Here is a 24287-nt window from a genome sequence, read left to right as displayed (position 1 = left end):
CGCGAGCGCTCCACGGTCCGCTCGCCTGCCTGAAGCCGTGAAGAGGCATGACGGAAGGCGGTTAGACTCACCGCCCCCATGCGGTACGCGCTCCTGCCCATCCTCCTGCTGTGCGCCGCGCTCACCAGCGTGGGGCTGGGCGTCCTGAAGCTGCTGGAGCGCGACCGCGCCGCGCTGGCGCAGCAGTTCGCCTCGGACCGGCAGGCCCAGCTCGACGAGGCCACGCGCGGGGTCGCCGAGACGCTGGAGGACGTGGGCGAGGACCTGCGCCTCGCGGGCGAGCTCTTGTCCCAGCCCGGCAGCGACGCGGAGCACCGGCGCGAGCTGCGCGCCCTGCTCGAGGCCGTGGGCCAGTACAAGGTCATGACCACCTACAACACCCAGGGCGCCGAGCGGCTGCGGCTGCTGGACCGGCGCACCGGCAAGCAGGTGGCTCGCGGCGCCGTCCTCCCTCTCATGGCGGAGACCGCCCGGCGCGCGCTGCAGCGGCCCCCCGGCGACATCACCACCTCGCCCTCCATCTCGGAGGCCCAGGGCTGGCTGCGCGTCATGGCCACCGCCCTGCCCGCCGACGACGGGCGGCCCGCGGGCGCCGTGGCGGTGCTCGTGGACACCGAGTCCTTCTTCACGCCGCTGCGCATCGTCACCTCGGACCCCGAGACGCGCCTGCTGCTGGTGGGCGCCCATGGCCAGCCCACGTCCGCCAGCGACCCCACGCTCGCGGACTGGTACCGGCGGCTGGACACGGAAGGGGCGCTCGTCCCCGGCTTCGCGTCCCTGGCCGCGCGCCTGCGCGAGGGCGAGCGCGGCAGGCTCCCCCTGCGCGAGGACGAGGCCGAGCGCCTGGGTCTGGGCCGCGCCGAGGCCGTCGCCATCTTCAGCCCCATCCGCGTGCGAGGCGGCAGCCAGTGGTTCGTGGCCACCCTCGTGTCCACCGCCGCGCTCCGCTCGCACGAGCAGGGCCTCATCTGGCAGCTGGCCGGCGCCGCGCTGCTGGTGGCCCTCTTCCTCGTCGCCTTCGCCGTCTACGTCGCCCTCGCCCAGCGCCGCGCCGCCGCCCTGCGCGAGAGCCGCCGCCACGCCGAGCAGCTCGCGCACCTGAACGACAAGACGCAGAAGATTCTCGACCACATCCCCGCCGGCGTGCTCGCCCTCACCGAGACGGGCCGCATCAGCGCCGTCAACCAGGTGCTGCGTGCCCGCATGCCCGACAGCGCCGTGGGCGCCCCGCTGGCCGCGGCCTTCCCCCAGGCCCCCGAGCCCGTCGTCACCCGCCTGCGCGCCCTCGTCGAGGCCGCCAACGCCGAGGCCCGTCCCCACAGCCTGCTGGGCGAGCCGCTCGCGCTCTTCGGCGACGAGGGCCGCTTCAACCTGCACGCCGTGCCGCTGGAAGCAAGAGACCCGGACGTGCGCACGCTGCTGGTGGTGGAGGACCTCACCAACGTGCGCGCGCTGGAGACCCAGCTGCTGCGCGCGGAGAAGCTGGCCACCGTGGGCGTGCTCGCCGCCGGCATCGCCCACGAGATTGGCACCCCGCTCGGCGTGGTGCGCGGGCGGGCGGAGTACGTGCTCGGCAAGCTGGGCCCGGGCCACCCGCAGGGGCCCGGCGTGGCCGTCATCATCGAGCAGATAGACCGCGTGAGCCGCACGCTGCGCCAGCTCCTGGACTTCTCGCGCCTGCAGGCCACGGCGGTGCGGCCGGTGGCGCTGGGCCCCATCGCCCGCGACGTGTACGAGCTGCTGCGCGTGGAGGCCGAGCGCCGCAAGGTGAGCCTGGAGCTGGACGTGCCCGACGTGCTGCCGCCCGTGGCCGCGGACCCGGACCAGCTCCAGCAGGTGCTGGTGAACCTGGCGCTCAACGCGTGTGACGCCTGCGCCCCCGGGGGACAGGTGAAGCTGTCCGCCTCGCCGCCCCAGGGCTCGCCCGCGGGGAGCTGGGGCGCGGTGGCGCTCACCGTGCGCGACAACGGCTGCGGCATTCCCAAGGAGAGCCTCAACCAGGTCTTCGACCCGTTCTTCACCACCAAGAAGCGCGGGCAGGGCACGGGCCTGGGGCTGACGATGGTGGCCCACGTGGTGCGCAACCACGGCGGGCGGCTGGAGCTGGAGAGCGAGCCGGGCCAGGGCACCTGCGTCACCGTGCTGTGGCCCGCGGCGAGGCCCGTCACCGAGGAGCGACATGCGAGCTGAAGGACGCATCCTGGTCGTCGACGACCACGTGGAGATGGGGCGCATGCTGAGCGACCCGCTCACCGACGAGGGCTACACGGTGGACCTCGCCACCGGGGGCGAGGAGGCCATCCGCCTCGCGCGCGCCCGGCTCTACGACGCGGTGCTGACCGACCTGCGCATGGAGAAGGTGGACGGCCTGGACGTGCTGGAGGCGGTGCGCGCCGTGGACCCGGACGTGCCGGTGCTGCTGATGACGGCCTTCGGCGGCGTGGAGAGCGCCGTGGAGGCGATGAAGCGCGGCGCGTACCACTACTTCACCAAGCCCTTCCGGCTGGACGAGGTGCTCGTCATCCTGAAGCGCGCGCTGGCGGACCGCCGGCTGCGCGCGGAGAACCGGGCCCTGCGTCAGGCCGCCGCGGAGCGAAGCCGCCTGGGCGCGCTGGTGGGCCGCAGCGCCCCCATGCGCGCGCTCTACGAGCTCATCGAGCGCGTGGCGCACTCCGGCGCGGCGGTGCTGCTGCGCGGCGAGAGCGGCAGCGGCAAGGAGCTGGTGGCCCGCGCGCTCCACTTCGAGGGCCCACGCGCCGAGGGGCCCTTCGTGGCCGTCAACTGCACGGCGCTGCCGCACCACCTGCTGGAGAGCGAGCTGTTCGGCCACGTGAAGGGCGCCTTCACGGGGGCCACGTCGGCCCGGCGCGGCCTCTTCGTGGAGGCGGACCGGGGCACGCTCTTCCTCGACGAGATTGGCGACATGCCCCTGGAGCTGCAGGCCCGCCTGCTGCGCGTGCTGGAGGACGGGGAGATTCGCGCGGTGGGCGCGGACGCCAGCCGCACCGTGGACGTGCGCATCGTCGCCGCCACGCACCAGGACCTGGAGGCGCGCGTGCGCGAGGGCCGCTTCCGCGCGGACCTCTTCTACCGCCTCAACGTCGTCACCCTGCGCATGCCCCCGCTGCGCGAGCGCCGCGAGGACATCCCCCTCCTGGTGGAGCACTTCATCTCCCGCTCCCGCGCGCGCAACCCGCGCTCGCGCCTGCACGGGCTCACGCCCGACGCCGTGGCCGCGCTCGCCGCCCTGCCCTGGCCGGGCAACGTGCGCGAGCTGGAGAACCTCATCGAGCGGCTGGTGGTGCTCGCCCCCGGCGAGACGGCGGGGCTCGACGACCTGCGCCCACACCTGCCGCCCGAGGCAGCGGAGGCACAGCCGCTGGCCGCCGCCCAGCAGGAGCTGTGGTCCCTGCGCCGGCTGGAGGCGGAGTACATCGCGTGGATGGTGGCGCGCTGCGGCGGCAACAAGACCCGGGCCGCCGAGCTGCTGGGCATCGATGTGTCCACCATCCATCGCCGCGAGCGCGAGCGCGGGGGGTAGCCGTGGCAATGCGCCACGGGGGTCTGGCGCGATGCCACGCTCCCTGGCACCCGGCCACGGTGGCCCCGGGGCAGCGGCCCGGGCATGGCCATTGCTTGAGTTCCGGGCGTGGTTACCCCGCCCACAGCCCGCGCCCGCCTCCTGGGGGGTGATTCCTCGCTCGGCTCGCTCCTGACGGACGTGCTGGGGGAGCTGGGCATCGCCCTGGATGTGGGAGACACCGGACCCACGGTGCGTCCCGACGTCGTGCTGGCGCATGCGGAGCGGGGTGAGGCCATCCTGCCGCTGCTGGCGCGCGCGCGGGAGCTCACGCCCGAGGGGCCCGTCATCGTGCTGGTGCCCTTCGCGGACGAGCGGCTGGTGCGGCTCGCGCTCCGGCTGGGCGCCCGGGACTGCTTCGCGCTGGGACGCCCGCTCGACGAACTGCGCCGCGTGCTGCTCGCGCACCTGCCCCACGCTCGGGGCACCGACTTCCCTCCTTCCGGCGGGGCCGCGCCGCCTTCTCGTGGAGACGACCCATGATTGAGCAACTCGTAGCTCCCCGGCTTCCCGCCACGCCCGCCTCTCCCGGGCGCCCGGTGTGGGTGTCGCTCCCCGCGCCCGAGGCTCCGCTCTTCCAGGGCCACGGCGTGCTCGTCACGTCCGAGCACGTGGTGGCGCGCGGCAAGCGCCTCCTCCTGGCGGACGTCACGCGCGTGGAGTCCGTCCGCCACTCGCCGAGGATGGCCCCCGTGCTGGCCACGCTCGCGCTGGCCGTGAGCGTGGGCCTGCCGCTGCTGTCCGCCCTGTCCGTGTCGTCGTCCGCGGCGATTGAGGGACGCTACGAGGCCGCGCTGGGGGTGACGGCGCTGGTCATCTTCGCGTCCATCGCGCGCCTCGTGCTCGCCGAGGACTCGTACCAGGTCCTCGCCCACACGAAGGCCGGGGCCTGGCGGGTGCACACCGGCCGGGAGTCGCGGGACAGCACGGAGCTGGCGACCCTGCTCGACGAGGCGGCCACGCGCGCACGGGGAAGGCACTGATGGCGTCGAAGGGCACTGTGGCAAACGGAAAGCTGGGCTCCCTCTTCGCGGGCGTCGTCCGCCCCATCCAGCGGTTCTTCCACCTCGAGGCCGCCAGCGGCATCCTCCTGCTGGTCGCGGCGGCGGTGGCGCTCGTCTGGGCCAACTCTCCGTGGAGCGCGCTCTACTCGGAGGTGTTCGACTTCCCGCTGTCGCTGGGCGTCGGCGACGCGGTGGGCCGCTTCACCGTGCGCGAGCTCATCAACGACGGGCTGATGACCATCTTCTTCTTCGTCGTGGGGATGGAAATCAAGCGGGAGCTGGTGGTGGGCGAGCTGCGCACGCTCTCCCGCGCGCTGCTGCCGCTCGTGGCGGCGGTGGGCGGCATGGTGGTGCCCGCGGGCATCTACGTGCTGCTCAACCACGGCGGTCCCGGGCAGCCGGGCTGGGCCATTCCCATGGCCACCGACATCGCCTTCTGCGTCGGCATCCTCACGCTGCTCAAGAGCCGGGTGCCCCACCCGCTCATCGTGTTCCTCACCGCGCTCGCCATCTTCGACGACATGGGCGGCATCCTCGTCATCGCCCTGTTCTACGGCTCGGGGCTGCACGTGGACTGGCTGCTGGGGGCGCTCGGCGTCATCGGGGCGCTGTTCGTGTGCAACCGGCTGCGCGTGGGCAACGGGCTCATCTGGGCGGCGGGCGGCGCGGCGCTCTGGTACTCGCTCCACCACGGGGGCATCCACGCCACCCTGGCCGGCGTGGTGCTCGGGCTGATGATTCCCGCGCGCCCGGAGCGCTCCGCGCACGAGGTGCTGGCGGAACTGCACGTGCACACCACGCAGCTCATCGGCAAGCCTCCCGACGAGGACCTGCAGAACGCCGAGGTGCTGGCCATCGAGGAGAAGCTGGAGGACCTGGAGCCGCCGCTCAACCGCTTCGTGCACCTGCTGCACCCGTACATGGCCTTCTTCATCATGCCGGTGTTCGCCCTGGCCAACTCCGGCGTGTCGCTGTCGGGCGTGGGGCTGTCGGACCTCGTCAGCCCCATTCCGCTGGGCGCCATGCTGGGGCTGTTCCTCGGCAAGCAGCTCGGCATCTTCGCCGCCACGTTCCTCGCGGTGAAGCTGGGGCTGTCCCCGGTGCCAGGAAATGCCTCGTGGGTGAAGGTGCACGGCGTCTGCGTGGTGGCCGGCATCGGCTTCACGGTGGCGCTCTTCATCGCCGGGCTCGCCTTCCCCGACCCGCACCTGCTGGACGCGGCGAAGGTGGGCATCCTGCTGGGCTCGGCCCTGTCCGGCATCGGCGGCTACCTGCTGCTGCGGATGACCGCGCCCGTCACCGCCACCGGCACGGTGGCCGCGGCGCCCGCGCCCCAGGTCTGACGCTCAGGCCCCCGCCTGCCCCGCGGACCGGGGCAGGCGCACGACGAAGGTCGTCCCCTCCTCCGCCGAGGACCGCACGCTGATGCGGCCCCCGTGCATGTGGACGATGCGGTCCACGATGTAGAGCCCCAGCCCGAGCCCGGGGCTCCTCGGCTGCCCGTTCCCCATCCCCCGCCGCATCGGCTCGAAGAGGATGGGGAGCACCTCCGGGCGGATGGGCTCGCCCTCGTTGTGCACGCGCAGCTCGACGACGCCGTCCTCCGTGCGCGTCTCCACCTGGACGGGCGTGTCCTGCTCGCCGTAGCGCAGCGCATTGTTCAAGAGGTTGGTGAGCACCTGCGCCAGCCGGTCCACGTCCCAGTCCCCCGCGCCGCTGCCGGACGTCTCCACGTCGATGCGCCGGCCCGGGTTGGCCAGCCGCACCTCCTCCACCACCGTCCGCACCAGCGCGTTGAGGTCCGCCGGCTTGCGGTGGATGGGGATGCCGCCGCCCATCCGCGCCTGCGTGAAGTCGAGCAGGTCCCGAATCATCCGCTCCGCGCGGCCGGTGGCGTCACGGATGCGCTCCACGTTCCGCTTCGCGGCGTCGTCCAGGTCCTGCCGGCGCAACAGCAGCGTGGTGGAGAAGCCAATGGCGTTGAGCGGGCTGCGCAGGTCGTGGCTGACGATGCCAATCAGCTTCTCCTCCATCTCCGCCCGGCGCTGCAGCTCCTCCTCGCGCCGCAAGAGCCGCGCGTCCAGGCGCTTGCGCTCGGTGACGTCCAGCACCGTGCCGATGAAGCGCACCGCGCGGCCCTGTTCGTCGAAGAAGGCCTGGCCATGCGCCGACACCCAGCGCTCCGCGCCATCCTCCAGGCCGACGGTGCGATACTCGATGTCGTAGCTTCCGCCGTCCTCTCCGGAGAGCGCCTTGCGCACCACGGCCTGGGTGCGGACGCGGTCCTCCGGGTGGATGCCGGAGACGAAGGCATCCCACGTCACCACGGCATCCGGGGACAGGCCGAAGAGGGCCTTGCATCGCTCGTCCCACCTCAGGACGCCCGTCACCGGGTCGTAGTCCCAGGTGCCCAGCCGGGCCGCCGCCAGCGCCAGCCGCAGCCGGTCCTCGCTCTCGCGCAGCGCGGTGTAGAGCTTCACGTTCTCCACCGCCACGCTGGCCAGCCGCGCCAGCTGCACGAGGATGGCCTCGTCCTCCTCGCTGAAGTCCCCCGCCTGCTTGTCGGCGAGCTGGATGACGCCGATGTTGCTCCCGTCCCGGCCGATGAGCGGCGCCGCCAGCCAGCCGTGCGCCCCCTGGTCCTTCCAGCGGGGGTGCGCCTCCAGCTCGGCCCGCGACAGGCGCAGCGTCTGGTTGCGGCGGGTCACCTCCAGGAAGATGCCACTGGCGCTCGCGGGCGCGGCGGACGTGCCGGAGCGCGAGACGGCATCCAGGGACTTTCCCCAGCCTCCCACGCTCATCAGCGTGGTGCGGGCCCAATGCGCGCCGATGAGCACCCGGGCCCGCTCGGTGATGGCGCGCAGCACCGCGTCCAGCGTCTCCCGGCCGGTGATGTCCACCGACGCCGACGCCAGCCCGCGAAGCCGCGCGGTGCGCTGGCGCTCGCTCTGGAGCAGCAGGGCCCGCGTCTCCTCCACCTGCTTGCGCGCGGTGACGTCCTGCATCGCGCCCACCATGCGCACGGGCCGGCCCGCCGCGTCCCGGGCGATGACGCCGTGGTCGATGACGTGCACGTAGTGGCCGTCATGGTGGCGGAAGCGGTACTCGCTCTCCCATCGCTCCGCCTCTCCCTGGACGGCCGCCTGGAGGCTGTACTCCACGGCCTCGCGGTCCTCGGGGTGGATGCGCTCCACCCACCAGCGCAGGTGCGACTCCACCTCCTGCCGCGGGTAGCCGAAGAGCGTCCCCACGCCCTCGTGCCGGAGGACGCCGCCGGGGCTCAAGTCCCAGTCCCAGATGGCATCGGAGATGGCGTGGGTGGCCAGCCGGTACAGCGCCTCCGACTCGCCCAGCCGCGCATGCGCCTCCTGGAGCTGCCCGAAGAGGAAGGCCCGGTCGAGGATGCCGGAGAGGTACTCCACCAGCGTCTCCATGTAGCGCTTGGCCTGCGGGGAGAAGGGCCGCGCCCGGGCCACGCCCACGTAGAGCACGCCCATCAGGTCTCCATGCGGCCACAGCCGCAGCCCCATGAGCGTGGACAGCCCGCCTCCGCAGAGCCCCTCGCGCATGTCGGCGGTGGCCTCGGCCGTGCCCGCCAGGAAGAGCGGCTCCTCCGAGCGGGCCACCCGGGCCAGGAACCCGTCGCCCTCCAGCGACACCACCACGTCCCGCCGGGACTGCGCCTCGCACCGGCCCGTGGCGGCGGCGAGCCGCAGCGTCCCCGGCGTGCCCACCAGGAACAGCTCCGCCCCGTCCGCTTCCAGGGCCTCATGGATGAGCCGCACCAGCGGCTCCAGGTGCGAGGCCAGCGACTCATCCCGCCCCAGCGCCTTGGGCGCCAGCGCGTCCAGCCGCCGCAGGGTGCGCTTCTCCCGCTGCCGGTCCTCCATGGAGTAGCCGGTGAAGACCGCCACCGCGTAGTCCATGGCGGCGTCCAGCCGGGCGAAGAGCGCCTGCGAGTCCTCGGGCGAGGGCTGCTGCTCCGTTGGCAGCGCCTCCCACAGCCCGGCGATGAGCCGCCCCATGAGGACGTATTCCCCCGTCACCTCGTCCTGGTTGTAGCCCAGCCGCAGCCGCCCCCCGACGTGCATGTCCTCCAGCCGCCGCTTCGTCCGCGCCAGCTCCTCCAGGGGCCCCTGCCGCGACAGGGCCGCCAGCACGGTGAGGTACTCGGGGAAGGTGTTGATGACCTCGGGGCCCTTCAGTCCCCTGGCGCTCTCGAGCCGCCCCGCCTCCTCCAGGAAGCGCTGCACGAGCGACTCACGGTGACTCTCGATGAGGTCGGCGATGCTCGACATACATGAGGTGGAACAGCGCGTGGCGATCCGGAAAATTGGGACTCCACCCTGCTCGGGGAGCCCCACGCGCCCGCAATTGCTCCTGTCTGTCCTCGGCCCGACAGGCCTCCGCTCCCACCGTCGGGCAACAGGCGGAAGAAGTTACAGAGGGCCTCGGAAGGGGGGCCGGAATTCCTACAGACCCTGGGCCCCGGGGGTGTGCCAACCGTTTGATTCCAGGCACGCTGGCGCTGGTGCGGAGGTTGCTTTGGCGCCTGCCGCCCATATGGAATCCCCCAACGTCTCCTCCCCCGTGTACGCGGTCGAGGTCCACCCCGCGGCCTGGCGGCAGCTCGGCCATCTCTCCAACACCGACTACGGCGTCCTCCAGCAGCGGCTGACGGCCCTGGCCACGCTCGCCTCGGAGGGGCGGCTGCCCAACCCGCTGTCCCTGGAGCACACGGGCCTGGAGACGGCCCTGTCCTTCACGGTGGGCGACTTCGTGCTGCTCTATCAGGTGGACCCCGCGCGCGCGGCCATCCGGCTGCTGGAGGTCACCCTCCGGCTGGCCACGATTCCGCCTCCGGTGGGCCCCCGGTAACCCGAGGGGGCGCGGTTTCGAGAAGGACCCTGAGGACCGGGGCGCCCGGTCCTCCACTTCACTTCCCCTTCAGCTCGCGGTGCGGGTGCCCGCGGACTGGTGCACGGTGGCCGTCTGCGCCGCCGTCTCGCGCGGCAGCCACACGTGGAAGGTGGAGCCCTCCCCGGCCACGCCCGCGGACTCCACCCAGATGCGGCCGCCGTGCTGCTCGACGATGCCCTGGCTGATGGTGAGCCCCAGGCCCAGGCCGCCGTACTTGCTGCCGTGCGCGCGGCCGAAGCGCTCGAAGATGAGCGACTGCTTCTCCTTGGGGATGCCCACGCCGCGGTCCTTCACGGACAGGTGCACGCCCTCGTCGCCCTCGCCGGACAGCCGCACCAGCACCGGCCCGCCCTCGGGTGAGTAGCGGATGGCGTTGGACAGGAGGTTGGTGAGCACCTGGTCCAGGCGCCCGCGGTCCCACGTGCCCTCCAGGTGCTCGGGGGCCTCCACGCGGATTTCGTGCCCCTGCGACAGCACCGCCATGCGGTCTCTCGTCTCGCTCACCAGCAGGCTCAGGTCGAACCGCTCCAGCTCCAGCGACAGGCGGCCCGCCTGCAGCCGGCTGATGTCGAGCAGGTCCTCCACCAGCTTGGCCATGCGGTCAATCTGGCGGTTGATGATCTTGAGCGACTTGCCCGGGCCGGCCTCCGTCTCGTTGCCCAGCTTGAGCAGCGCCAGGTGCGCGTGGCCCTTGGCGGCGGCCAGCGGCGTGCGCAGCTCGTGGCTCGCCGCCGCGAGGAAGGCGTCCTTGGCCTCGCTGGCCAGCCGCAGCGCCGTCTCCGCGCGCTGACGCTCGGTGATGTCGCGGGCCACGGAGATGAAGCGGCCCGGGCCCTCGTCCGCGGCCACGAACTGGAGCACCACCTCCACCGGCACCTCGGCGCCGTCGCGGCGGCGGTGGGTGGTGGAGTACGTCTGGCTCGGCAGCGTCCCGCTGACGAGCGGGGCCAGGAGCTTGCGGAAGCCCGCCTCGTCGAAGGCGCCCTCCACCTCCAGCACGGACAGGCCCACCAACTCGTCCACGCTAGCGGCGAGCTGCTTGGCGGCGCCCGCGTTGGCGTAGGTGAGCGTCAGCGAGTCCGGGGAGAACATGAGGACGCAGTCCAGCGTGGCGTCCAGCGTCGTCTTGAAGCGTGCCAGCGACTCCTCGGCCCGGCGCTTGTCGTCGATGTCCGTGGCGATGGCGATCCACCCCACGAGCTGTCCCGTCTCGTCCCGCTCGGGCACCGCACGCGCCAGGTGCCAGCGGTAGACGCCGTCGAAGCGCCGCATGCGGAACTCGCGCTCCACGCGCTGGCCCAGGCGGATGGCCTGCTCCCACGAGTGGCGCATGTCCTCCCGGTCCACCGGGTGGACGAACTCCAGGAACGTCGCCAGCGACAGCGGCTGGTCCTCCTGGATGCCGGTGTAGTCCCGCGCGGCGCGGTTGGCGTAGGTGAAGGTGCCGTCCGGCCGCGCCGCCCACATGACCTCGGGCAGGGACTCGGTGAGCCGCCGGTAGCGCAGCTCGCTCTGCCGCTCCAGCGCCTCTCGCTCGCGCTGACGCAGCTGGGCCGCCTGCCGTTGGATCTGCTGCTCCTTGAGGAACAGGTCCACGAAGACGCTGACCTTGGAGCGCAGGATTTCGGGGTCGAACGGCTTGAGCAGGTAGTCCACCGCGCCGTGCGCGTAGCCCTTGAAGACGTGGGCCGCGTCGCGGCTGAGCGCGGTGAGGAAGATGATGGGGATGGTGCGCGTGCGCTCCCGCTGCTTGATGAGCGTGGCCGTCTGGAAGCCATCCAGCCCCGGCATCTGCACGTCCATCAGGATGACGGCGAAGTCACGCTGCAGGAGGAACTTGAGTGCTTCCTCACCGCTGGTGGCCTTGACCAGCTCCTGTCCCAGGGGCTCGAGGATGGCTTCCAGCGCGAGCAGGTTGGACGGATGGTCGTCCACCATGAGGATGCTCGCCCGGTGACGCGCGGCGCCTTCCTGGGTGCGTTCGGCGGGGATGTGTTCGCTAGGCGTCATGGAGATTGGATGAAGGGATGCCCCGAGCGCGTCTTTACCGGTCGCAGAGGCTAGGCGCAGCCCCCGCCGGACCCAAGCCCGGCGGAGGCCAGCCGTACGCTACCCATCACTCAGTCCGTCAGGTCGTCACCCACAGACGGATGAGTGCCAGCAGCTTGTCGGTGTCCACCGGCTTGGGCAGGTAGTCGCTCGCCCCGGCGGCCATGCACTTCTCGCGGTCGTCCTTCAGCGCCTTCGCGGTGACGGCGATGATGGGGAGGCTGGCGTACTTGAGGTCCTTGCGGATCGCACGCATGGTCTCATAGCCGTCCATCTCCGGCATCATCACGTCCATGAGGACGATGTCCACGTCGCGGTGCTGCTCGAGCATCTCGATGGCCGCCCGCCCGTTCTCCGCGAAGACCACCTGCATGCCGTGGTTTTCCAGAACGCTGGTGAGCGCGAAGATGTTGCGCATGTCGTCGTCGACGACGAGCACCTTCTTGGCGGCCAGCTCCTGGTCCTTGTCGCTGCGCTGGGACAGCGCGGCCCGGGCGCGGGGTGGCAGGTTCTGGTCCAGCCGGTGGAGGAACAGCGCCGTGTCGCTGAGCAACTGCTCCGGACTCTTGGAGCCACTCTTGAGGATGACGCTGCCGGTGTAGCGCCGCAGCCGGGCCTCGTCCTTGGGCGTCAGCTCCTTGCCCGTGTAGACGACGATGGGCAGGTCGCGGAAGCGCTGCTGCGTCTTCACCTCTTCCACCAGCTTGATGCCGTCGGTGTCCGGCAGCAGCAGGTCGATGACGAGGCAGTCGAACTCGCTGTGCTCCAGCTGCTTGAGCACCTCCTCGCCGGTGGCGACGGCGGTGACGGCCACGTCGCCGCCCTCGCTGAGCAGCTTCACCAGGCTGTCGCGCTGGGTGTCGTCGTCCTCCACCAGCAGGAGCCGGCGCTCCTTGCGCTCCAGGAAGCTGGCCAGCTGGGTGAAGACGCGCTCCAGGCCCTCCTTGCTGACGGGCTTGGTGAGGTAGCCGAAGGCGCCCTGCGAGTTGCCCTGCGCCTTGTCCATGACGCTGATGACGTGCACGGGGATGTGGCGCGTGCGCGGGTTGCGCTTGAGCCGGTCCAGCACGCTCCAGCCGTCCACCACGGGCAGCTGGATGTCCAACGTGATGGCGTGCGGCTGGAACTCGTTGGCCATGGCGAGGCCGGAGTCACCCCGGGTGGCCACCAGCGCCTTGAAGCCCTTCTCCCGCGCCATCTGCACCATGATGCGGGCGAACTTCACGTCGTCCTCGATGATGAGGAGGACGCGGTCCCCCTCGCGGATGTGCTCCCGGTCGTCCTCCACCGCGACGGACGCGAGGGTGGACTCGATGGGCGGCGGCAGGGCCGCGTCCAGCACGTGGCTGCTCTCCGCCACGGCCGGCGTGAACGGCACCACCGGGGCCATGGACTGGGGCTCCGGCGCCGGAGGCAGGCGAGGCGGCGGCTCGCTGGGGCCGGACAGCGGCGGCAGGCCGTCGTCGTCGGGACCGACGTACTCGGGCGGCAGGTACAGCGTGAAGGTGCTGCCCTTCTTCGGCTCGCTCTGCACGTGGATTTCGCCGCCCAGCAGCTTGGCGATTTCCCGGCTGATGGACAGGCCGAGGCCGGTGCCACCGTACTTGCGCGCGGTGGAGCCGTCCGCCTGCTGGAACGCCTCGAAGATGATGCGCTGCTTGTCCTTCGGGATGCCGATGCCGGTGTCCGCCACCGAGAAGGCCAGCACGTGCCGCGAGCGCTTGAGCACCTCGTGGTCGAACCGCATGCTCCGGTCCGCGACGGCCACCTTCATCTTGACGCTGCCCTCGTCGGTGAACTTGAAGGCGTTGGACAACAGGTTCTTCAGCACCTGCTGCAGGCGCTGCGGGTCCGTGCGGATGTGCCGCGGCGTGCCCGGAGCCACCTCCACCGTGAAGGCCAGCCCCTTCTGTTCCGCCACCGGGCGGAAGGCGCGGTCGATGAACTGGTTGAGCTCCGACAGGACGATGTCCCGCGGCTCCACCTGCATCTTCCCGGCCTCCACCTTGGAGAGGTCCAGAATCTCGTTGATGAGGCTGAGCAGGTCGCCGCCGGACGCGTAGATGGTGTTGGCGTACTCCACCTGCTTGTTGCTGAGGTTGCCGTCCTTGTTGTCCGCCAGGAGCTTGGCGAGGATGAGCAGCGAGTTGAGCGGCGTGCGCAGCTCGTGGCTCATGTTGGCCAGGAACTCGCTCTTGTACTTGGAGATGACGGTGAGCTGCTCCGCCTTCTCCTCGAGGCTGACGCGGGCGCGCTCCACCTCGTTGTTCTTCTCCTCGACGCGCCGGTTCTGCTCCTCGAGCAGCTTCGCCTTCTCCTCCAGCTCGATGTTGGTGCGCTTGAGCTGGTCCTGCTGAACCGTCAGCTCCTTGGACTGGCTCTGCAGCTCCTGCGTGAGGCTCTGCGACTGGAGCAGCAGCTGCTCCGTGCGCATGTTGGCGATGATCATGTTCAGCACCACGCCAATGCTCTCGGTGAGCTGGTCCAGGAAGATCTGGTGGATGGCGCTGAACGGGTGGAACGACGCCAGCTCGATGACGGCCTTGACCTCGCCCTCGAAGAGGACGGGCAGGACGATGATGTTGAGCGGCGTGGACTCACCCAGGCCGGACGAGATGGTGATGTAGTCCGAGGGCACCTTGGTGAGCAGGATGGTCTTCCGCTCCAGGGCGCACTGGCCGATGAGCCCCTCGCCCAGGCGGAACCGGTTGGCGATGTGCTTGCGCTCCCGGTACGCGTAGGTGCTGGTGAGCTTCAGCAGGGGCGTGCCGGACTCGCCGTCCATGAGGAAGAAGGCGCCGTGGTGCGCGGACACCAGCGGCGTCAGCTCGCTCATGATGAGGCGGCTGACGGCGTCCAGGCTCTTCTGGCCCTGCATCATGCCGGAGAACTTCGCCAGGTTCGTCTTGAGCCAGTCCTGCTCCTGGTTCTTCTGCGTGGTCTCACGCAGGTTGACGATCATCTGGTTGATGTTGTCCTTCAGCGCGGCCACTTCGCCCTCGGCGACGACCGTGATGCTGCGGGTCAGGTCGCCCTTCGTCACCGCGGTGGCGACGTCGGAGATGGCGCGCAGCTGGCTGGTCAGCGTACCGGCGAGCTGGTTCACGTTGTCGGTCAGCTGCCGCCACGTGCCGCGCGCACCGGGCACGCGGGCCTGGCCGCCCAGCTTTCCTTCGATACCCACCTCGCGGGCCACCGTGGACACCTGCTCGGCGAAGGTGCCCAGCGTGTCCGTCATGTTGTTGATGGTGTCCGCCAGGGCGGCGACCTCGCCCTTCGCGTCGACGATGAGCTTCTGGGTGAGGTCACCGTTGGCGACGGCCGTCACCACGCGCACGATGCCGCGCACCTGCGTGGTGAGGTTGGACGCCATGAAGTTCACGTTGTCCGTGAGGTCCTTCCACGTGCCGGCCACACCGGGCACGCGGGCCTGACCGCCCAGCTTCCCCTCGACGCCCACTTCACGGGCCACCGTGGAGACCTGCTCGGCGAACGTGCCCAGCGTGTCGGTCATGTTGTTGATGGTCTCCGCGAGCGCGGCCACCTCGCCCTTGGCTTCCACCACCAGCTTCTGCTTCAGGTCGCCGTTGGCGACGGCCGTCACCACCTTGACGATGCCGCGCACCTGCGTGGTGAGGTTGCGGGCCATGAAGTTCACGTTGTCCGTCAGGTCCTTCCAGACGCCGGACACGCCGCGCACTTCCGCCTGCCCCCCCAGCTTGCCTTCCGTACCCACTTCGCGGGCGACGCGCGTCACTTCGGAGGCGAACGAGTTCAGCTGGTCCACCATGATGTTGATGGTGTCCTTCAGCTCGAGAATCTCGCCCTTCGCGTCGACGGTGATCTTCTTGGACAGGTCACCATTGGCGACGGCCGTCGTCACCAGCGCGATGTTGCGCACCTGGCTGGTGAGGTTGGAGGCCATGCTGTTCACGTTGTCCGTGAGGTCCTTCCACGTGCCGGCGACGCCGGGCACCGCGGCCTGACCCCCCAGCTTGCCGTCCGTACCCACTTCCTTCGCGACGCGAGTCACCTCCGCGGCGAAGGCGCGCAGCTGGTCCACCATCGTGTTGATGGTGCTCTTCAGCTCCAGGATTTCGCCCCGGGCCTCGACCGAAATCTTCTGCGACAGGTCGCCGTTCGCGACGGCCGTGGTGACCTTCGCGATGTTGCGCACCTGGTCCGTCAGGTTGCCGGCGAGGACGTTCACGTTGTCCGTGAGGTCCTTCCACACGCCCGCGACTCCGGGCACCGCAGCCTGACCGCCCAGCTTGCCTTCCGTGCCCACTTCCTTGGCGACGCGCGTCACTTCCGAGGCGAAGGCGCGCAGCTGGTCCACCATCGTGTTGATGGTGTTCTTCAGCTCGAGCACCTCGCCCTTCACGGACACGGTGATCTTCTGGGACAGGTCGCCGTTGGCGACGGCCGTCGTGACCTTGGCGATGTTACGCACCTGGTCGGTGAGGTTGCCGGCGAGGACGTTCACGTTGTCGGTGAGGTCCTTCCAGACGCCGGACACGCCCTTCACGTCGGCCTGTCCGCCCAGCTTTCCTTCCGTACCCACTTCCTTGGCGACGCGGGTCACCTCGGCGGCGAACGCGCGGAGCTGGTCCACCATCGTGTTGATGGTGCTCTTGAGCTCCAACACCTCGCCCTTCGCGTCGACGGTGATCTTCTTGGAGAGGTCACCGTTCGCGACCGCCGTCGTGACTTCCGCGATGTTTCGCACCTGCGCGGTGAGGTTGTTCGCGAGCAGGTTCACGTTGTTCGTGAGGTCCTTCCACGTGCCCGCGACGCCCGGCACCTCGGCCTGGGCGCCCAGCTTGCCCTCCACGCCCACCGTGCGGGCGACGTCCGTCACCTGCTGGGCGAAGATGGACAGCGTCTGGGTCATCGCGTTGATGGTGTCCGCGAGGGCGGCAATCTCGCCCTTGGCGTCCATCATCAGCTTCTGGGTGAGGTCACCGTTGGCGACCGCCGTCACCACGCGCACGATGCCGCGCACCTGGCTGGTGAGGTTGGACGCCATGAAGTTCACGTTGTCCGTCAGGTCCTTCCAGACGCCGGACACGCCCTTCACGTCGGCCTGACCGCCGAGCTTGCCTTCCGTACCCACTTCCTTCGCGACGCGCGTCACTTCCGAGGCGAAGGCGCGCAGCTGGTCCACCATCGTGTTGATGGTGTTCTTCAGCTCGAGCACCTCGCCCTTCGCGTCGACGGTGATCTTGCGCGACAGGTCGCCCCGAGCGACGGCCGTCGTCACCTCGGCGATGTTACGGACCTGGTCAGTGAGGTTGTTCGCGAGGAGGTTCACGTTGTTCGTGAGGTCCTTCCACGTACCGGCCACCCCGGGCACCACCGCCTGGGCGCCCAGCTTCCCTTCCACGCCCACCGTGCGGGCCACGTCGGTGACCTGCTGGGCGAAGATGGACAGCGTCTGCGTCATGGCGTTGATGGTGTCGGCCAGCTCGGCCACCTCGCCCTTGGCCTCCATCTTCAGGCGCTGGGTGAGGTCACCATTCGCGACCGCCGTCACCACCTTGGCGATGCCGCGCACCTGGGTGGTGAGGTTGACGGCCATCACGTTCACGTTGTCCGTGAGGTCCTTCCACGTGCCGGACACGCCGCGCACCTCGGCCTGGCCGCCCAGCTTGCCGTGCGTACCCACCTCGCGGGCGACGCGCGTCACTTCCGAGGCGAACGAGTTCAGCTGGTCCACCATCGTGTTGATGGTGTTCTTCAGCTCCAGAATCTCGCCGCGAGCATCGACGGTGATCTTCTTGGACAGGTCACCGTTGGCCACCGAGGTCGTCACCAGCGCGATGTTTCGCACCTGCGTGGTGAGGTTGGAGGCCATGTAGTTCACGTTGTCCGTGAGGTCCTTCCAGACGCCGGCGACACCCTTCACGTCGGCCTGACCGCCCAGCTTGCCGTCGGTGCCCACCTCGCGGGCGACGCGGGTCACCTCGGAGGCGAAGGCGCGGAGCTGGTCCACCATCGTGTTGATGGTGTCCTTCAGCTCCATCACCTCGCCCCTCACGTCCACGGTGATCTTCTTGGACAGGTCGCCCTTGGCGACGGCGGTGGTGACCTCCGCGATGTTGCGCACCTGGGCCGTGAGGTTGTTGGCCATCAGGTTCACGTTGTCCGTGAGGTCCTTCCACGTACCGGCGGCGCCGGGCACCTGGGCCTGGGCGCCCAGCTTGCCCTCGACCCCCACCGTGCGGGCGACGCTGGTCACCTGCTGCGCGAACACGTTGAGCGTGTCCGTCATGTTGTTGAGCGTGGCGCCCAGGGCGGCAATCTCACCCTGCGAAGGCACCATCAGCTTCTGGGTGAGGTCGCCGTTGGCGACCGCCGTCACCACCTTCACGATGCCGCGCACCTGGGTGGTGAGGTTGGACGCCATGAAGTTCACGTTGTCCGTGAGGTCCTTCCACGTGCCGGACACACCGGGCACCGCGGCCTGACCGCCCAGCTTGCCGTCGGTGCCCACTTCACGGGCCACGCGGGTCACTTCCGAGGCGAAGCTGTTGAGCTGGTCCACCATCGTGTTGATGGTGCTCTTGAGCTCCAACACCTCGCCGCGCACGTCCACGGTGATCTTCTTGGACAGGTCGCCGTTGGCCACCGCGGTGGACACCTCGGCGATGTTACGCACCTGGGCCGTGAGGTTGTTGGCCATCAGGTTCACGTTGTCCGTGAGGTCCTTCCAGACGCCGGACACGCCCTTCACGTCGGCCTGACCGCCCAGCTTGCCGTCGCTGCCCACTTCCTTGGCGACGCGGGTCACTTCCGCGGCGAACGAGTTGAGCTGGTCCACCATCGCGTTCACGGTGGTGCCGATGCGGAGGAACTCGCCCTTCACGGGCTGGCCGTCGATCTCCAGCGCCATCTTCTGGGTGAGGTCGCCTTCGGCCACCGCCACCAGCACGCGCGCGACCTCCGTGGTGGGCTGCACCAGGTCGCCGATGAGGGCGTTGATGGAGTTGATGCTGGTGGCCCAGTCGCCGCTGACGTCGCCCAGCGACACGCGCTCGCCCATGCGGCCCTCGCGGCCGACCACGCGCTCGACGCGGACCATCTCCTGCGTCATCGCGGAGTTGAGCGTCACCACCGCGTTGAAGGCGCGGGCAATCTCCTCCATGACGGCGTCGCTCGTGCCCCCGGGGAGGCGCACGGAGAAGTCACCGGCCTGCACGGCGCGCAGCGCGGTGAGCAGCGGCTGCATCGGGTGGCCCCCACGGGTGCGGCTGCCGGCACCGGGCGCCTTGGAGCCGCCACGGCCACCGCCCGTCGCGGGAGTGCCCTCGCCGGACGTCGTGTCCTCGGAGCGACCGCGAGCCCGCTCGGCCCTCAGCCGGTTGGCCGCGACATTCTCGCGCTCTCGCGCGGAGCCGGTGGCCTCCTCGGAGCGGGGAGCCCCATTCTCAGGAGCCTTCCGCGAGGGGCGCTTGCGGCCGTTGCCGTTGCCGTTGGGAATCTTGGTGTCGTCCACGCTTGCAAACCTCTGATCGGGATGAACGCTGCGGCGATGCTCCGCGCGGCGCCCGGGCGGTGCGAATCTCCAAGGAGTTCGCGGGCTTGTCGATTCCAAGCGGGCCCCGGGAGGGGCCGTTCGTCCACTAGTGAACCGTGTGGTTCACGAGCCCGGACACCCCGTGAAGCACACCGGGGCCAAAGCCACCTTCCAACATCTCAAGGAGCCGGAGCCGTGCACGGAAAACCATCACAACCCTGGACATAGAGGGCCCGACCGAAGAGCCGGCGAGCAGGCGTCTCGGGGCTGCGTGGCGCCGGGGCGTGGGTGCCCGCGCGCAGATCCAACGTGAAGGCGGGAGCCCCCGAGGGAGCACAGCCGATCAACATCCGCTCCGGGGCATCGAGCCACCAGAGGCGGTCCACGGCACAGGGGGGCTCGGCGGGCAGGGGCGAGAGCGTGCGGGCGTCGTAGACGCGGAGCGCCCCATCGGTGAGCACGGCGGCGAGCGTGCCGGCCGCTCCCACCGTGAGCCACCCGGCGGCCCCTGGCACCGTCGTCTGCCCGAGCACCGCCCCATCGGAGGCCACGGAGACGAGATGGCCGGCCTCGTCCAGCGCGAGCACCCCGCCCGCATGCCCGGCGAGCGACACGGGGGCGAAGTCGCCCACGGGTCGGAGTGCGCGTTGCTCCTCGCGCAGCAGCCGGCCACCGGCGGAGACCCACAGCCGGTTGTCGCCTCCGAAGGTGGCCGCCAGCGTCCCCGTCACGTCCAGGTGCAGGGACGCGCCGCCGCGTTCGCACACCGCGATTCCGCGCGGGCCGTACACGGCGGCGCGGGAGGCATCCGGGGACACGGCCCAGCCCAGCCGGGGGGCGGGCAGCGCGCGGGAGAGACAGTCGTTGAGGGCGCCGAAGTGCGGGTCCGCGGTGGGCGAGGAGATGAGGTACGGCAGGCTGGTGGTGGCGGTGTAGATGAGCAGACCGAGCGCCGCGGCGATGGCGATGGTGAGCGGCCAGGGCCGGGCGCTGAGCGCGCGCGTGGCCTTCGCGGAGGCCCGCGCGCCCTTCCTGCTTCCGGTCACCGGGCCCTCCCGTCCACTCACGGCGGCTCCTGTCGGCTTCGGCGTATCCACCGCGCCCGGGAGCCCCTCCCCGGTGGCGGTCCACGCAGGACAGCACAGAAACGGCGCGAAGGCTTCCGTGACCCGGGGCCGACGGGCGCGCGTGCTCGGCTGGCTGCTCGTTCCTGATAGCGGGACGGGAGGTTGTTGCCAGGAGCAAGGAGCGTCAAAGCACGGCATCGAGCCGTGACATGCTCATCCCGGTGAGGGGCTGTGTCAGATGGGCATGAGGGGGCTGTCCCGCGTCGTTCAAGACGTGAAGTACACGGAGACGGACGCCGAGGGGAACTACCACCTGCCCGAGCTCCCACCGGGCATCTACACCCTCCGGTTCGAGAAGGAGAACTACCAGTCCCACGCACGGGCCGACCTCCCGCTTCGGCGAGGGCGCGCCCTGCGCGTCAACGTGAACCTCCTCGCGTCCACCGGAGACGAGGAGGTCATGGAGCATTGCGGCCCGGGCCTGACGTTCATCGACTCGGGCGGCGCGGTACTGGCCTCGAGTCCGCTCAGCCTGGGTGATTTCGCGTCCTCGCGGTGAACCGCCCCTCGGGGAGGACTGGCGCGCTGCGCTCGTCCGAGAGCGTCTCCGAGCTGATGCCCCAGGTGGTGGGCGACGTGTCCGGCGCTTCCATCAGCGGGGCCAGCCCGTTCGAGAACGAGACCACGGTGGATGGCCTCTCCCCGCGAGAACCCGTGTTCGGACGCGAGGTCCTCCCACTGAGCACCGAGCGAAGTTGATGTACCTGCCCACGCAGGATCACCGCATCTCGCTGATGCTCATCACCGCCCCCACCCGCCAACGCGCGTCCGGCCCGGCACCGGAGCCGTGGGAGCTCGACAACGAGGCCCGGCTGACGAGCCTCCATTACCAGGGCGAGCTCTCGGACCTGCTCCTGGACCTCGGCGCGGGCTGGCTGCACCACGGCGTGTCCGGGAGCGGTGAGGGCACATCGCTGTCTCGCGTGGCGGACCGCTTCCAGGCCGGGGCCCGGATCCCCTGGTCTCTGAAGGCGCTGGGAGACCATTTCTTCCGGTTGGGCCTGGACACGGAGCACCTCGTGTCCGAGCGGACGCAGGCGGCGACAGCGCGAGCTATATGCACCGCGACCTGGACACCGCGCCCATGCTGCTGCGCGCGGAGGGCGCGGTGCTGCTCGGCAACCCGGGCCGTGGCCTCGCGTCGAGTCTTCCGTCCGCGAAGCGGACCTATGACGCGGCGACCGTGGGCGTGCGGGGAAGCGGCCTGTGCGAGACGTGGATGGGCGCGCTCCAGTACACGCTGTCGCGGCTGTCCGGCAATTACCCGGGCCCGTTCCTGGCCCCGGCCGGAGCGGACGGCGCCGTCGCACCGGAAGCCCCTGTTCCTCTCATGGGCCTGGGCGGAACGCGGCTGCTGCCCCTGGACCGGCCCCATGCCATCAAGGCCTTTGGCGCCCGGAGGTGCTCAAGGCCTTCAACCTCTTCGATTCCCAGGAGGTGACCCGCGTGTCGGAAGGCGCGGAGGCCCTGCCCGTGCGGCACCGAGCGCCACGGCAGGTGCGCCTGGGAGTGCGCTACCGGTTCTGAGCGCCGTCGCCTCCTGCTCCGAGCCCTGGCTTGCAACCGTGCTTCCCGGGGTGTCCGTGGGTGCGAGCTTGTCCCTCCGGTCCCTGACCTCACCTTTGCGATGGGGAGGGAAAGGAACCGACCATGCGACGCGCGATTGCCACTGCTGCCCTGACCTTCAGTTTCCTCGTTTCATCTGTCGGACTCGCCCAATCAGCAGGCGGCGGTTCAGGCGGAGGCGCGGCTGGAGGAGGTGCCTCGGGCGCCACGAGTGGCGCGGGGACGGGCGGCACGGGCACAGCGGGCGGCACGGGGACGGGCACCTTCTCTCCGGGGAGCATTTCTCCGGCTCCGCAGGGCACCACGGGCACGACGGGCAGCTCCGAGACGGGCGGCTCGGGCGGCGCCGGAACGGTGACGGGCGGCGGCACCGGCGGCACCGGCGGCGCTGGGACAAACACGGGCGCTGAGACGACGGGCACCACCGGCGCGAGCGGCGCGGACTCGACGGACGGGAGCGGCGCGGGCATCGGCACGGGTGGCACGGGCACCACGGGCGCGGGCGGCACCGGCGGCGCGGGCACGGGGAGCTCGGATATCAGTGGTACTGGCAGCACCGGCACCACGGGCAGCACCGGGACGGGCGGTTCGGGCACTGGCAGCACTGGGACGGGCGGCGCGGGCACCGGCGGCACGGGCACGGGTGGCTCCGGCGGCGCGACGGGTGGTGGCGGCACTGGCGGCGCGACGGGTGGCGGCGGCACTGGCGGCGCGACGGGCGGTGGCGGCACTGGCGGCGCGACGGGCGGCGGCGGCACCGGCGGCGCGACGGGCGGCGGCGGAACGGGTGGCGCTGGCGGCGGAGCCGGTGGCGGCGGTGCGAGCGCGAGCGCCGCGGGCGCTGCCGCCGGAATGGCCGCGCGTCCCAACGAGTCACAGGAAGTGGCCCGGCTCCGCGCCCAGGTCGAGGAGCTTCAGCGGCAGGTGGCCGCGCTGAGCCGCACGGGCGGCCCGGCCGACACGGGCACGGGTGGCTCGGGCACGGGTGGCTCCGCGCCGGCGGCGGACCCGAACAACACCGTGGTCGCGAGCGTCCTCATGCAGGGTCAGGTGGCCTCCGTCTCCGGCAACCAGATCCACGTCCGCGACGCGGAGACCGGCGACCTCTACACCCTGCTCGTGGGCGACAAGACGCGCACCACCCGCAACGGCCAGAGCATCTCCGTGAAGAGCCTGCCGGCGGGCACTCCCATCCGGGCCGCGTTCAACCAACTCGCCGATGGCGACAGCTACGCGACCCGCATCCAGGTGTATCCTCGCCCGCGGTGATTCGAAGTGAAGCGCCCCACGCGCATCACACCCCGGGCCGTCGAGAGGAATTCAATCCCTCTCGACGGCCCGGAGACTTTTCAGGGCGTCCCCTCGCGCTCACGGACGAAGCGCTCGATGCGCTCGATGGCCAGTTCCATCTTCCGCCGCGCGGAGCTGTTCGCCGAGTGCACCCGCACGCGCGGCGGCACGAAGCCGCGCGTCGCCACGGCTTCCTCCAGCCACAGCAGCACGTCGTAGCCCGTGCCATGCGCGTCATCCCCGAGGTCATGGTCCAGGCTCAGCTCCGTCACCTGCCCGCCCTCGAGCAGCGCGATGGCCTCCTCGGGCCACCGCACCGGCACCCAGCCCTCGGGCGTGGGCCGCTCGTCATCCAGGTAGACCTTCATGACTCCGCTCCCGGCCGGACACCGCGACGCTTCCGGTACGGCCCCATGGACGGCGCGCACGCCACGGAGACTGACAGGACCTCGCGGCGCACCGTCCTCCATGGCTCGCGACACCACGCCATGGGCACCCCCCTCCGCGACGCTCTACTCCGGCTCCTCCCGGCGGGCCATGGCCCTGCCGATGTACCCGAAGAGCCGCGGGTCCACGCCATGCCGCGCGGCCGCGTCGGGCGACTGCTGGTGCATCGCGCGCAGCCACGATTCGATGCCGGGGTCGCCGCCGGTGAAGACCCGCACCAGGTCCATCCAGCGCTCGGCCAGGGAGCGCACGGCGTCCTGCGTCGGGTCGGTGCCCCGGTCCATCTCCTCGCGGACCCGGGCGATGACCTCGGGCCACTCGGCCATGAACTGGTGGAGGGACTCGTCCAGCGCGGAGGGCTCGGGCTTCAGGGACATGCGTGTCACCTCGTCCCGCCGCGGGAATCGCGGCGGAACGGGGTGGATACACCCTCACGTCCCGTAAGCCTCAAGGCCCTGTCATGCCTTCAGAAGCCCCGTCATGCCTTCAAAGGCCCCGTCATGCCTTCAGCGGTCGCCATCCTTCTTCGGGGGCGTGCCGTCCGCGAGCTGTCGCAGCTTCGCGGCGAAGGGGCTCTCCCCTTCCGTACGCGCGGGGCCGCCGGAGAGGCGCTGGCGGCGGCTCATGGCGAGCGGCCCTTCGGGCGGGCCCTCGACGGCTTCCTTCTCGTAGCGGTCCTGCCCGCCCAGCGCGCGGCCCACGGGGCGGGCGGAGCTGATGCGTCGGTTCGTATCCACGGGCACGGGGCACCTCCAGGAGCAGCGGGCTCCTTTCTACCCCACCCC

Annotated in this window: 17 protein-coding genes; 10 read left to right on the top strand and 7 right to left on the bottom strand. The window is 70.9% G+C overall.

The annotated features are described in order from the left end of the window. Positions 1-78: 78 nt before the first annotated feature. From HG543_RS24470 to nhaA, 5 genes are all read left to right on the top strand, one after another. Positions 79-2190 (top strand): two-component system sensor histidine kinase NtrB, encoded by a 2112-nt coding sequence (locus HG543_RS24470; RefSeq protein WP_169347261.1) that lies wholly within the window; start codon positions 79-81, stop codon positions 2188-2190. Further along, complete coding sequence (locus HG543_RS24465) at positions 2180-3541, top strand: sigma-54-dependent transcriptional regulator (protein WP_169347260.1); 1362 nt, start codon at positions 2180-2182, stop codon at positions 3539-3541. Before HG543_RS24470 ends, HG543_RS24465 begins: the two co-directional genes overlap by 11 nt. 108 nt (positions 3542-3649) lie before the next feature. Then, positions 3650-4063: a DNA-binding transcriptional response regulator gene (locus tag HG543_RS24460; protein WP_169347259.1), complete on the top strand. Its 414-nt coding sequence runs from the start codon at positions 3650-3652 to the stop codon at positions 4061-4063. Beyond that, positions 4060-4563, top strand: a complete 504-nt coding sequence (locus tag HG543_RS24455) for a DUF6232 family protein (protein WP_169347258.1) — start codon at positions 4060-4062, stop codon at positions 4561-4563. Before HG543_RS24460 ends, HG543_RS24455 begins: the two co-directional genes overlap by 4 nt. Then, positions 4563-5927, top strand: coding sequence for a Na+/H+ antiporter NhaA (gene nhaA, locus HG543_RS24450; RefSeq protein WP_169347257.1), 1365 nt, complete (start codon positions 4563-4565; stop codon positions 5925-5927). The genes HG543_RS24455 and nhaA overlap by 1 nt, the downstream gene beginning before the upstream one ends. 3 nt (positions 5928-5930) lie before the next feature. On the opposite strand, the gene HG543_RS24445 is transcribed toward nhaA, so the two are convergent. Continuing rightward, the gene (locus HG543_RS24445) at positions 5931-8882 is read right to left on the bottom strand and encodes a PAS domain-containing protein (RefSeq protein WP_169347256.1); all 2952 of its coding nucleotides are present in this window, start codon (positions 8880-8882) and stop codon (positions 5931-5933) included. A 265-nt stretch (positions 8883-9147) separates the two neighbouring features. On the opposite strand from HG543_RS24445, the gene HG543_RS24440 reads away from it, so the two are divergent. Continuing rightward, positions 9148-9462 (top strand): type II toxin-antitoxin system RelE family toxin, encoded by a 315-nt coding sequence (locus HG543_RS24440; RefSeq protein ID WP_169347255.1) that lies wholly within the window; start codon positions 9148-9150, stop codon positions 9460-9462. A 69-nt stretch (positions 9463-9531) separates the two neighbouring features. On the opposite strand, the gene HG543_RS24435 is transcribed toward HG543_RS24440, so the two are convergent. From HG543_RS24435 to HG543_RS24425, 3 genes are all read right to left on the bottom strand, one after another. Continuing rightward, entirely contained in the window at positions 9532-11514 is a 1983-nt protein-coding gene (locus HG543_RS24435) for a hybrid sensor histidine kinase/response regulator (RefSeq protein ID WP_169347254.1), read from the bottom strand. 118 nt (positions 11515-11632) lie between these two features. Further along, positions 11633-18784, bottom strand: a complete 7152-nt coding sequence (locus tag HG543_RS24430; protein ID WP_169347268.1) for a HAMP domain-containing protein — start codon at positions 18782-18784, stop codon at positions 11633-11635. 467 nt (positions 18785-19251) lie between these two features. After that, positions 19252-20118, bottom strand: coding sequence for a hypothetical protein (locus HG543_RS24425; protein WP_343073420.1), 867 nt, complete (start codon positions 20116-20118; stop codon positions 19252-19254). A 265-nt stretch (positions 20119-20383) separates the two neighbouring features. On the opposite strand from HG543_RS24425, the gene HG543_RS24420 reads away from it, so the two are divergent. The 4 genes from HG543_RS24420 (at position 20384) to HG543_RS55570 (ending at position 23034) form a co-directional block, all read left to right on the top strand. Then, on the top strand, positions 20384-20698 hold the full coding sequence (locus HG543_RS24420) for a carboxypeptidase-like regulatory domain-containing protein (RefSeq protein WP_246357263.1): 315 nt from the start codon (positions 20384-20386) through the stop codon (positions 20696-20698). Then, positions 20695-20898: a hypothetical protein gene (locus tag HG543_RS24415; RefSeq protein ID WP_169347251.1), complete on the top strand. Its 204-nt coding sequence runs from the start codon at positions 20695-20697 to the stop codon at positions 20896-20898. The genes HG543_RS24420 and HG543_RS24415 overlap by 4 nt, the downstream gene beginning before the upstream one ends. A gap of 358 nt (positions 20899-21256) precedes the next feature. Beyond that, on the top strand, positions 21257-21640 hold the full coding sequence (locus tag HG543_RS24410) for a hypothetical protein (protein WP_169347250.1): 384 nt from the start codon (positions 21257-21259) through the stop codon (positions 21638-21640). Between the two features lie 209 nt (positions 21641-21849). Beyond that, the gene (locus HG543_RS55570; protein ID WP_169347249.1) at positions 21850-23034 is read left to right on the top strand and encodes a hypothetical protein; all 1185 of its coding nucleotides are present in this window, start codon (positions 21850-21852) and stop codon (positions 23032-23034) included. 80 nt (positions 23035-23114) lie between these two features. Here HG543_RS55570 and HG543_RS24400 read toward each other — a convergent pair whose 3' ends face one another. The 3 genes from HG543_RS24400 to HG543_RS24390 form a co-directional block, all read right to left on the bottom strand. After that, a complete protein-coding gene (locus HG543_RS24400; protein WP_169347248.1) occupies positions 23115-23423 on the bottom strand; it encodes a cyclic-phosphate processing receiver domain-containing protein in 309 nt (102 codons plus the stop codon). A 144-nt stretch (positions 23424-23567) separates the two neighbouring features. After that, on the bottom strand, positions 23568-23879 hold the full coding sequence (locus HG543_RS24395; RefSeq protein ID WP_169347247.1) for a TipAS antibiotic-recognition domain-containing protein: 312 nt from the start codon (positions 23877-23879) through the stop codon (positions 23568-23570). Between the two features lie 129 nt (positions 23880-24008). Next, positions 24009-24245 carry a hypothetical protein gene (locus tag HG543_RS24390; protein ID WP_169347246.1) on the bottom strand — a complete coding sequence of 79 codons (237 nt, stop codon included), beginning with the start codon at positions 24243-24245 and terminating at the stop codon, positions 24009-24011. Positions 24246-24287 lie beyond the last annotated feature (42 nt).

Origin of the sequence: Pyxidicoccus fallax (assembly GCF_012933655.1) — a bacterium.
GTDB classification, from domain to species: domain Bacteria; phylum Myxococcota; class Myxococcia; order Myxococcales; family Myxococcaceae; genus Myxococcus; species Myxococcus fallax.
Note: the sequence above shows the minus strand (reverse complement) of the source record. Positions and strands in the feature narration are given on the sequence as shown.

Excerpts from the sequence above, each read along its gene's own strand:
- HG543_RS24470 (WP_169347261.1), top strand. The coding sequence starts at position 79 with ATGCGGTACGCGCTCCTGCCCATCCTCCTGCTGTGCGCCGCGCTCACC.
- HG543_RS24465 (WP_169347260.1), top strand. The coding sequence starts at position 2,180 with ATGCGAGCTGAAGGACGCATCCTGGTCGTCGACGACCACGTGGAGATG.
- HG543_RS24455 (WP_169347258.1), top strand. The coding sequence starts at position 4,060 with ATGATTGAGCAACTCGTAGCTCCCCGGCTTCCCGCCACGCCCGCCTCT.
- nhaA (WP_169347257.1), top strand. The coding sequence starts at position 4,563 with ATGGCGTCGAAGGGCACTGTGGCAAACGGAAAGCTGGGCTCCCTCTTC.
- HG543_RS24445 (WP_169347256.1), bottom strand. The coding sequence starts at position 8,882 with ATGTCGAGCATCGCCGACCTCATCGAGAGTCACCGTGAGTCGCTCGTG.
- HG543_RS24440 (WP_169347255.1), top strand. The coding sequence starts at position 9,148 with ATGGAATCCCCCAACGTCTCCTCCCCCGTGTACGCGGTCGAGGTCCAC.
- HG543_RS24435 (WP_169347254.1), bottom strand. The coding sequence starts at position 11,514 with ATGACGCCTAGCGAACACATCCCCGCCGAACGCACCCAGGAAGGCGCC.
- HG543_RS24430 (WP_169347268.1), bottom strand. The coding sequence starts at position 18,784 with ATGCAGCCGCTGCTCACCGCGCTGCGCGCCGTGCAGGCCGGTGACTTC.
- HG543_RS24420 (WP_246357263.1), top strand. The coding sequence starts at position 20,384 with ATGAGGGGGCTGTCCCGCGTCGTTCAAGACGTGAAGTACACGGAGACG.
- HG543_RS24410 (WP_169347250.1), top strand. The coding sequence starts at position 21,257 with ATGCACCGCGACCTGGACACCGCGCCCATGCTGCTGCGCGCGGAGGGC.
- HG543_RS55570 (WP_169347249.1), top strand. The coding sequence starts at position 21,850 with ATGCGACGCGCGATTGCCACTGCTGCCCTGACCTTCAGTTTCCTCGTT.
- HG543_RS24400 (WP_169347248.1), bottom strand. The coding sequence starts at position 23,423 with ATGAAGGTCTACCTGGATGACGAGCGGCCCACGCCCGAGGGCTGGGTG.
- HG543_RS24395 (WP_169347247.1), bottom strand. The coding sequence starts at position 23,879 with ATGTCCCTGAAGCCCGAGCCCTCCGCGCTGGACGAGTCCCTCCACCAG.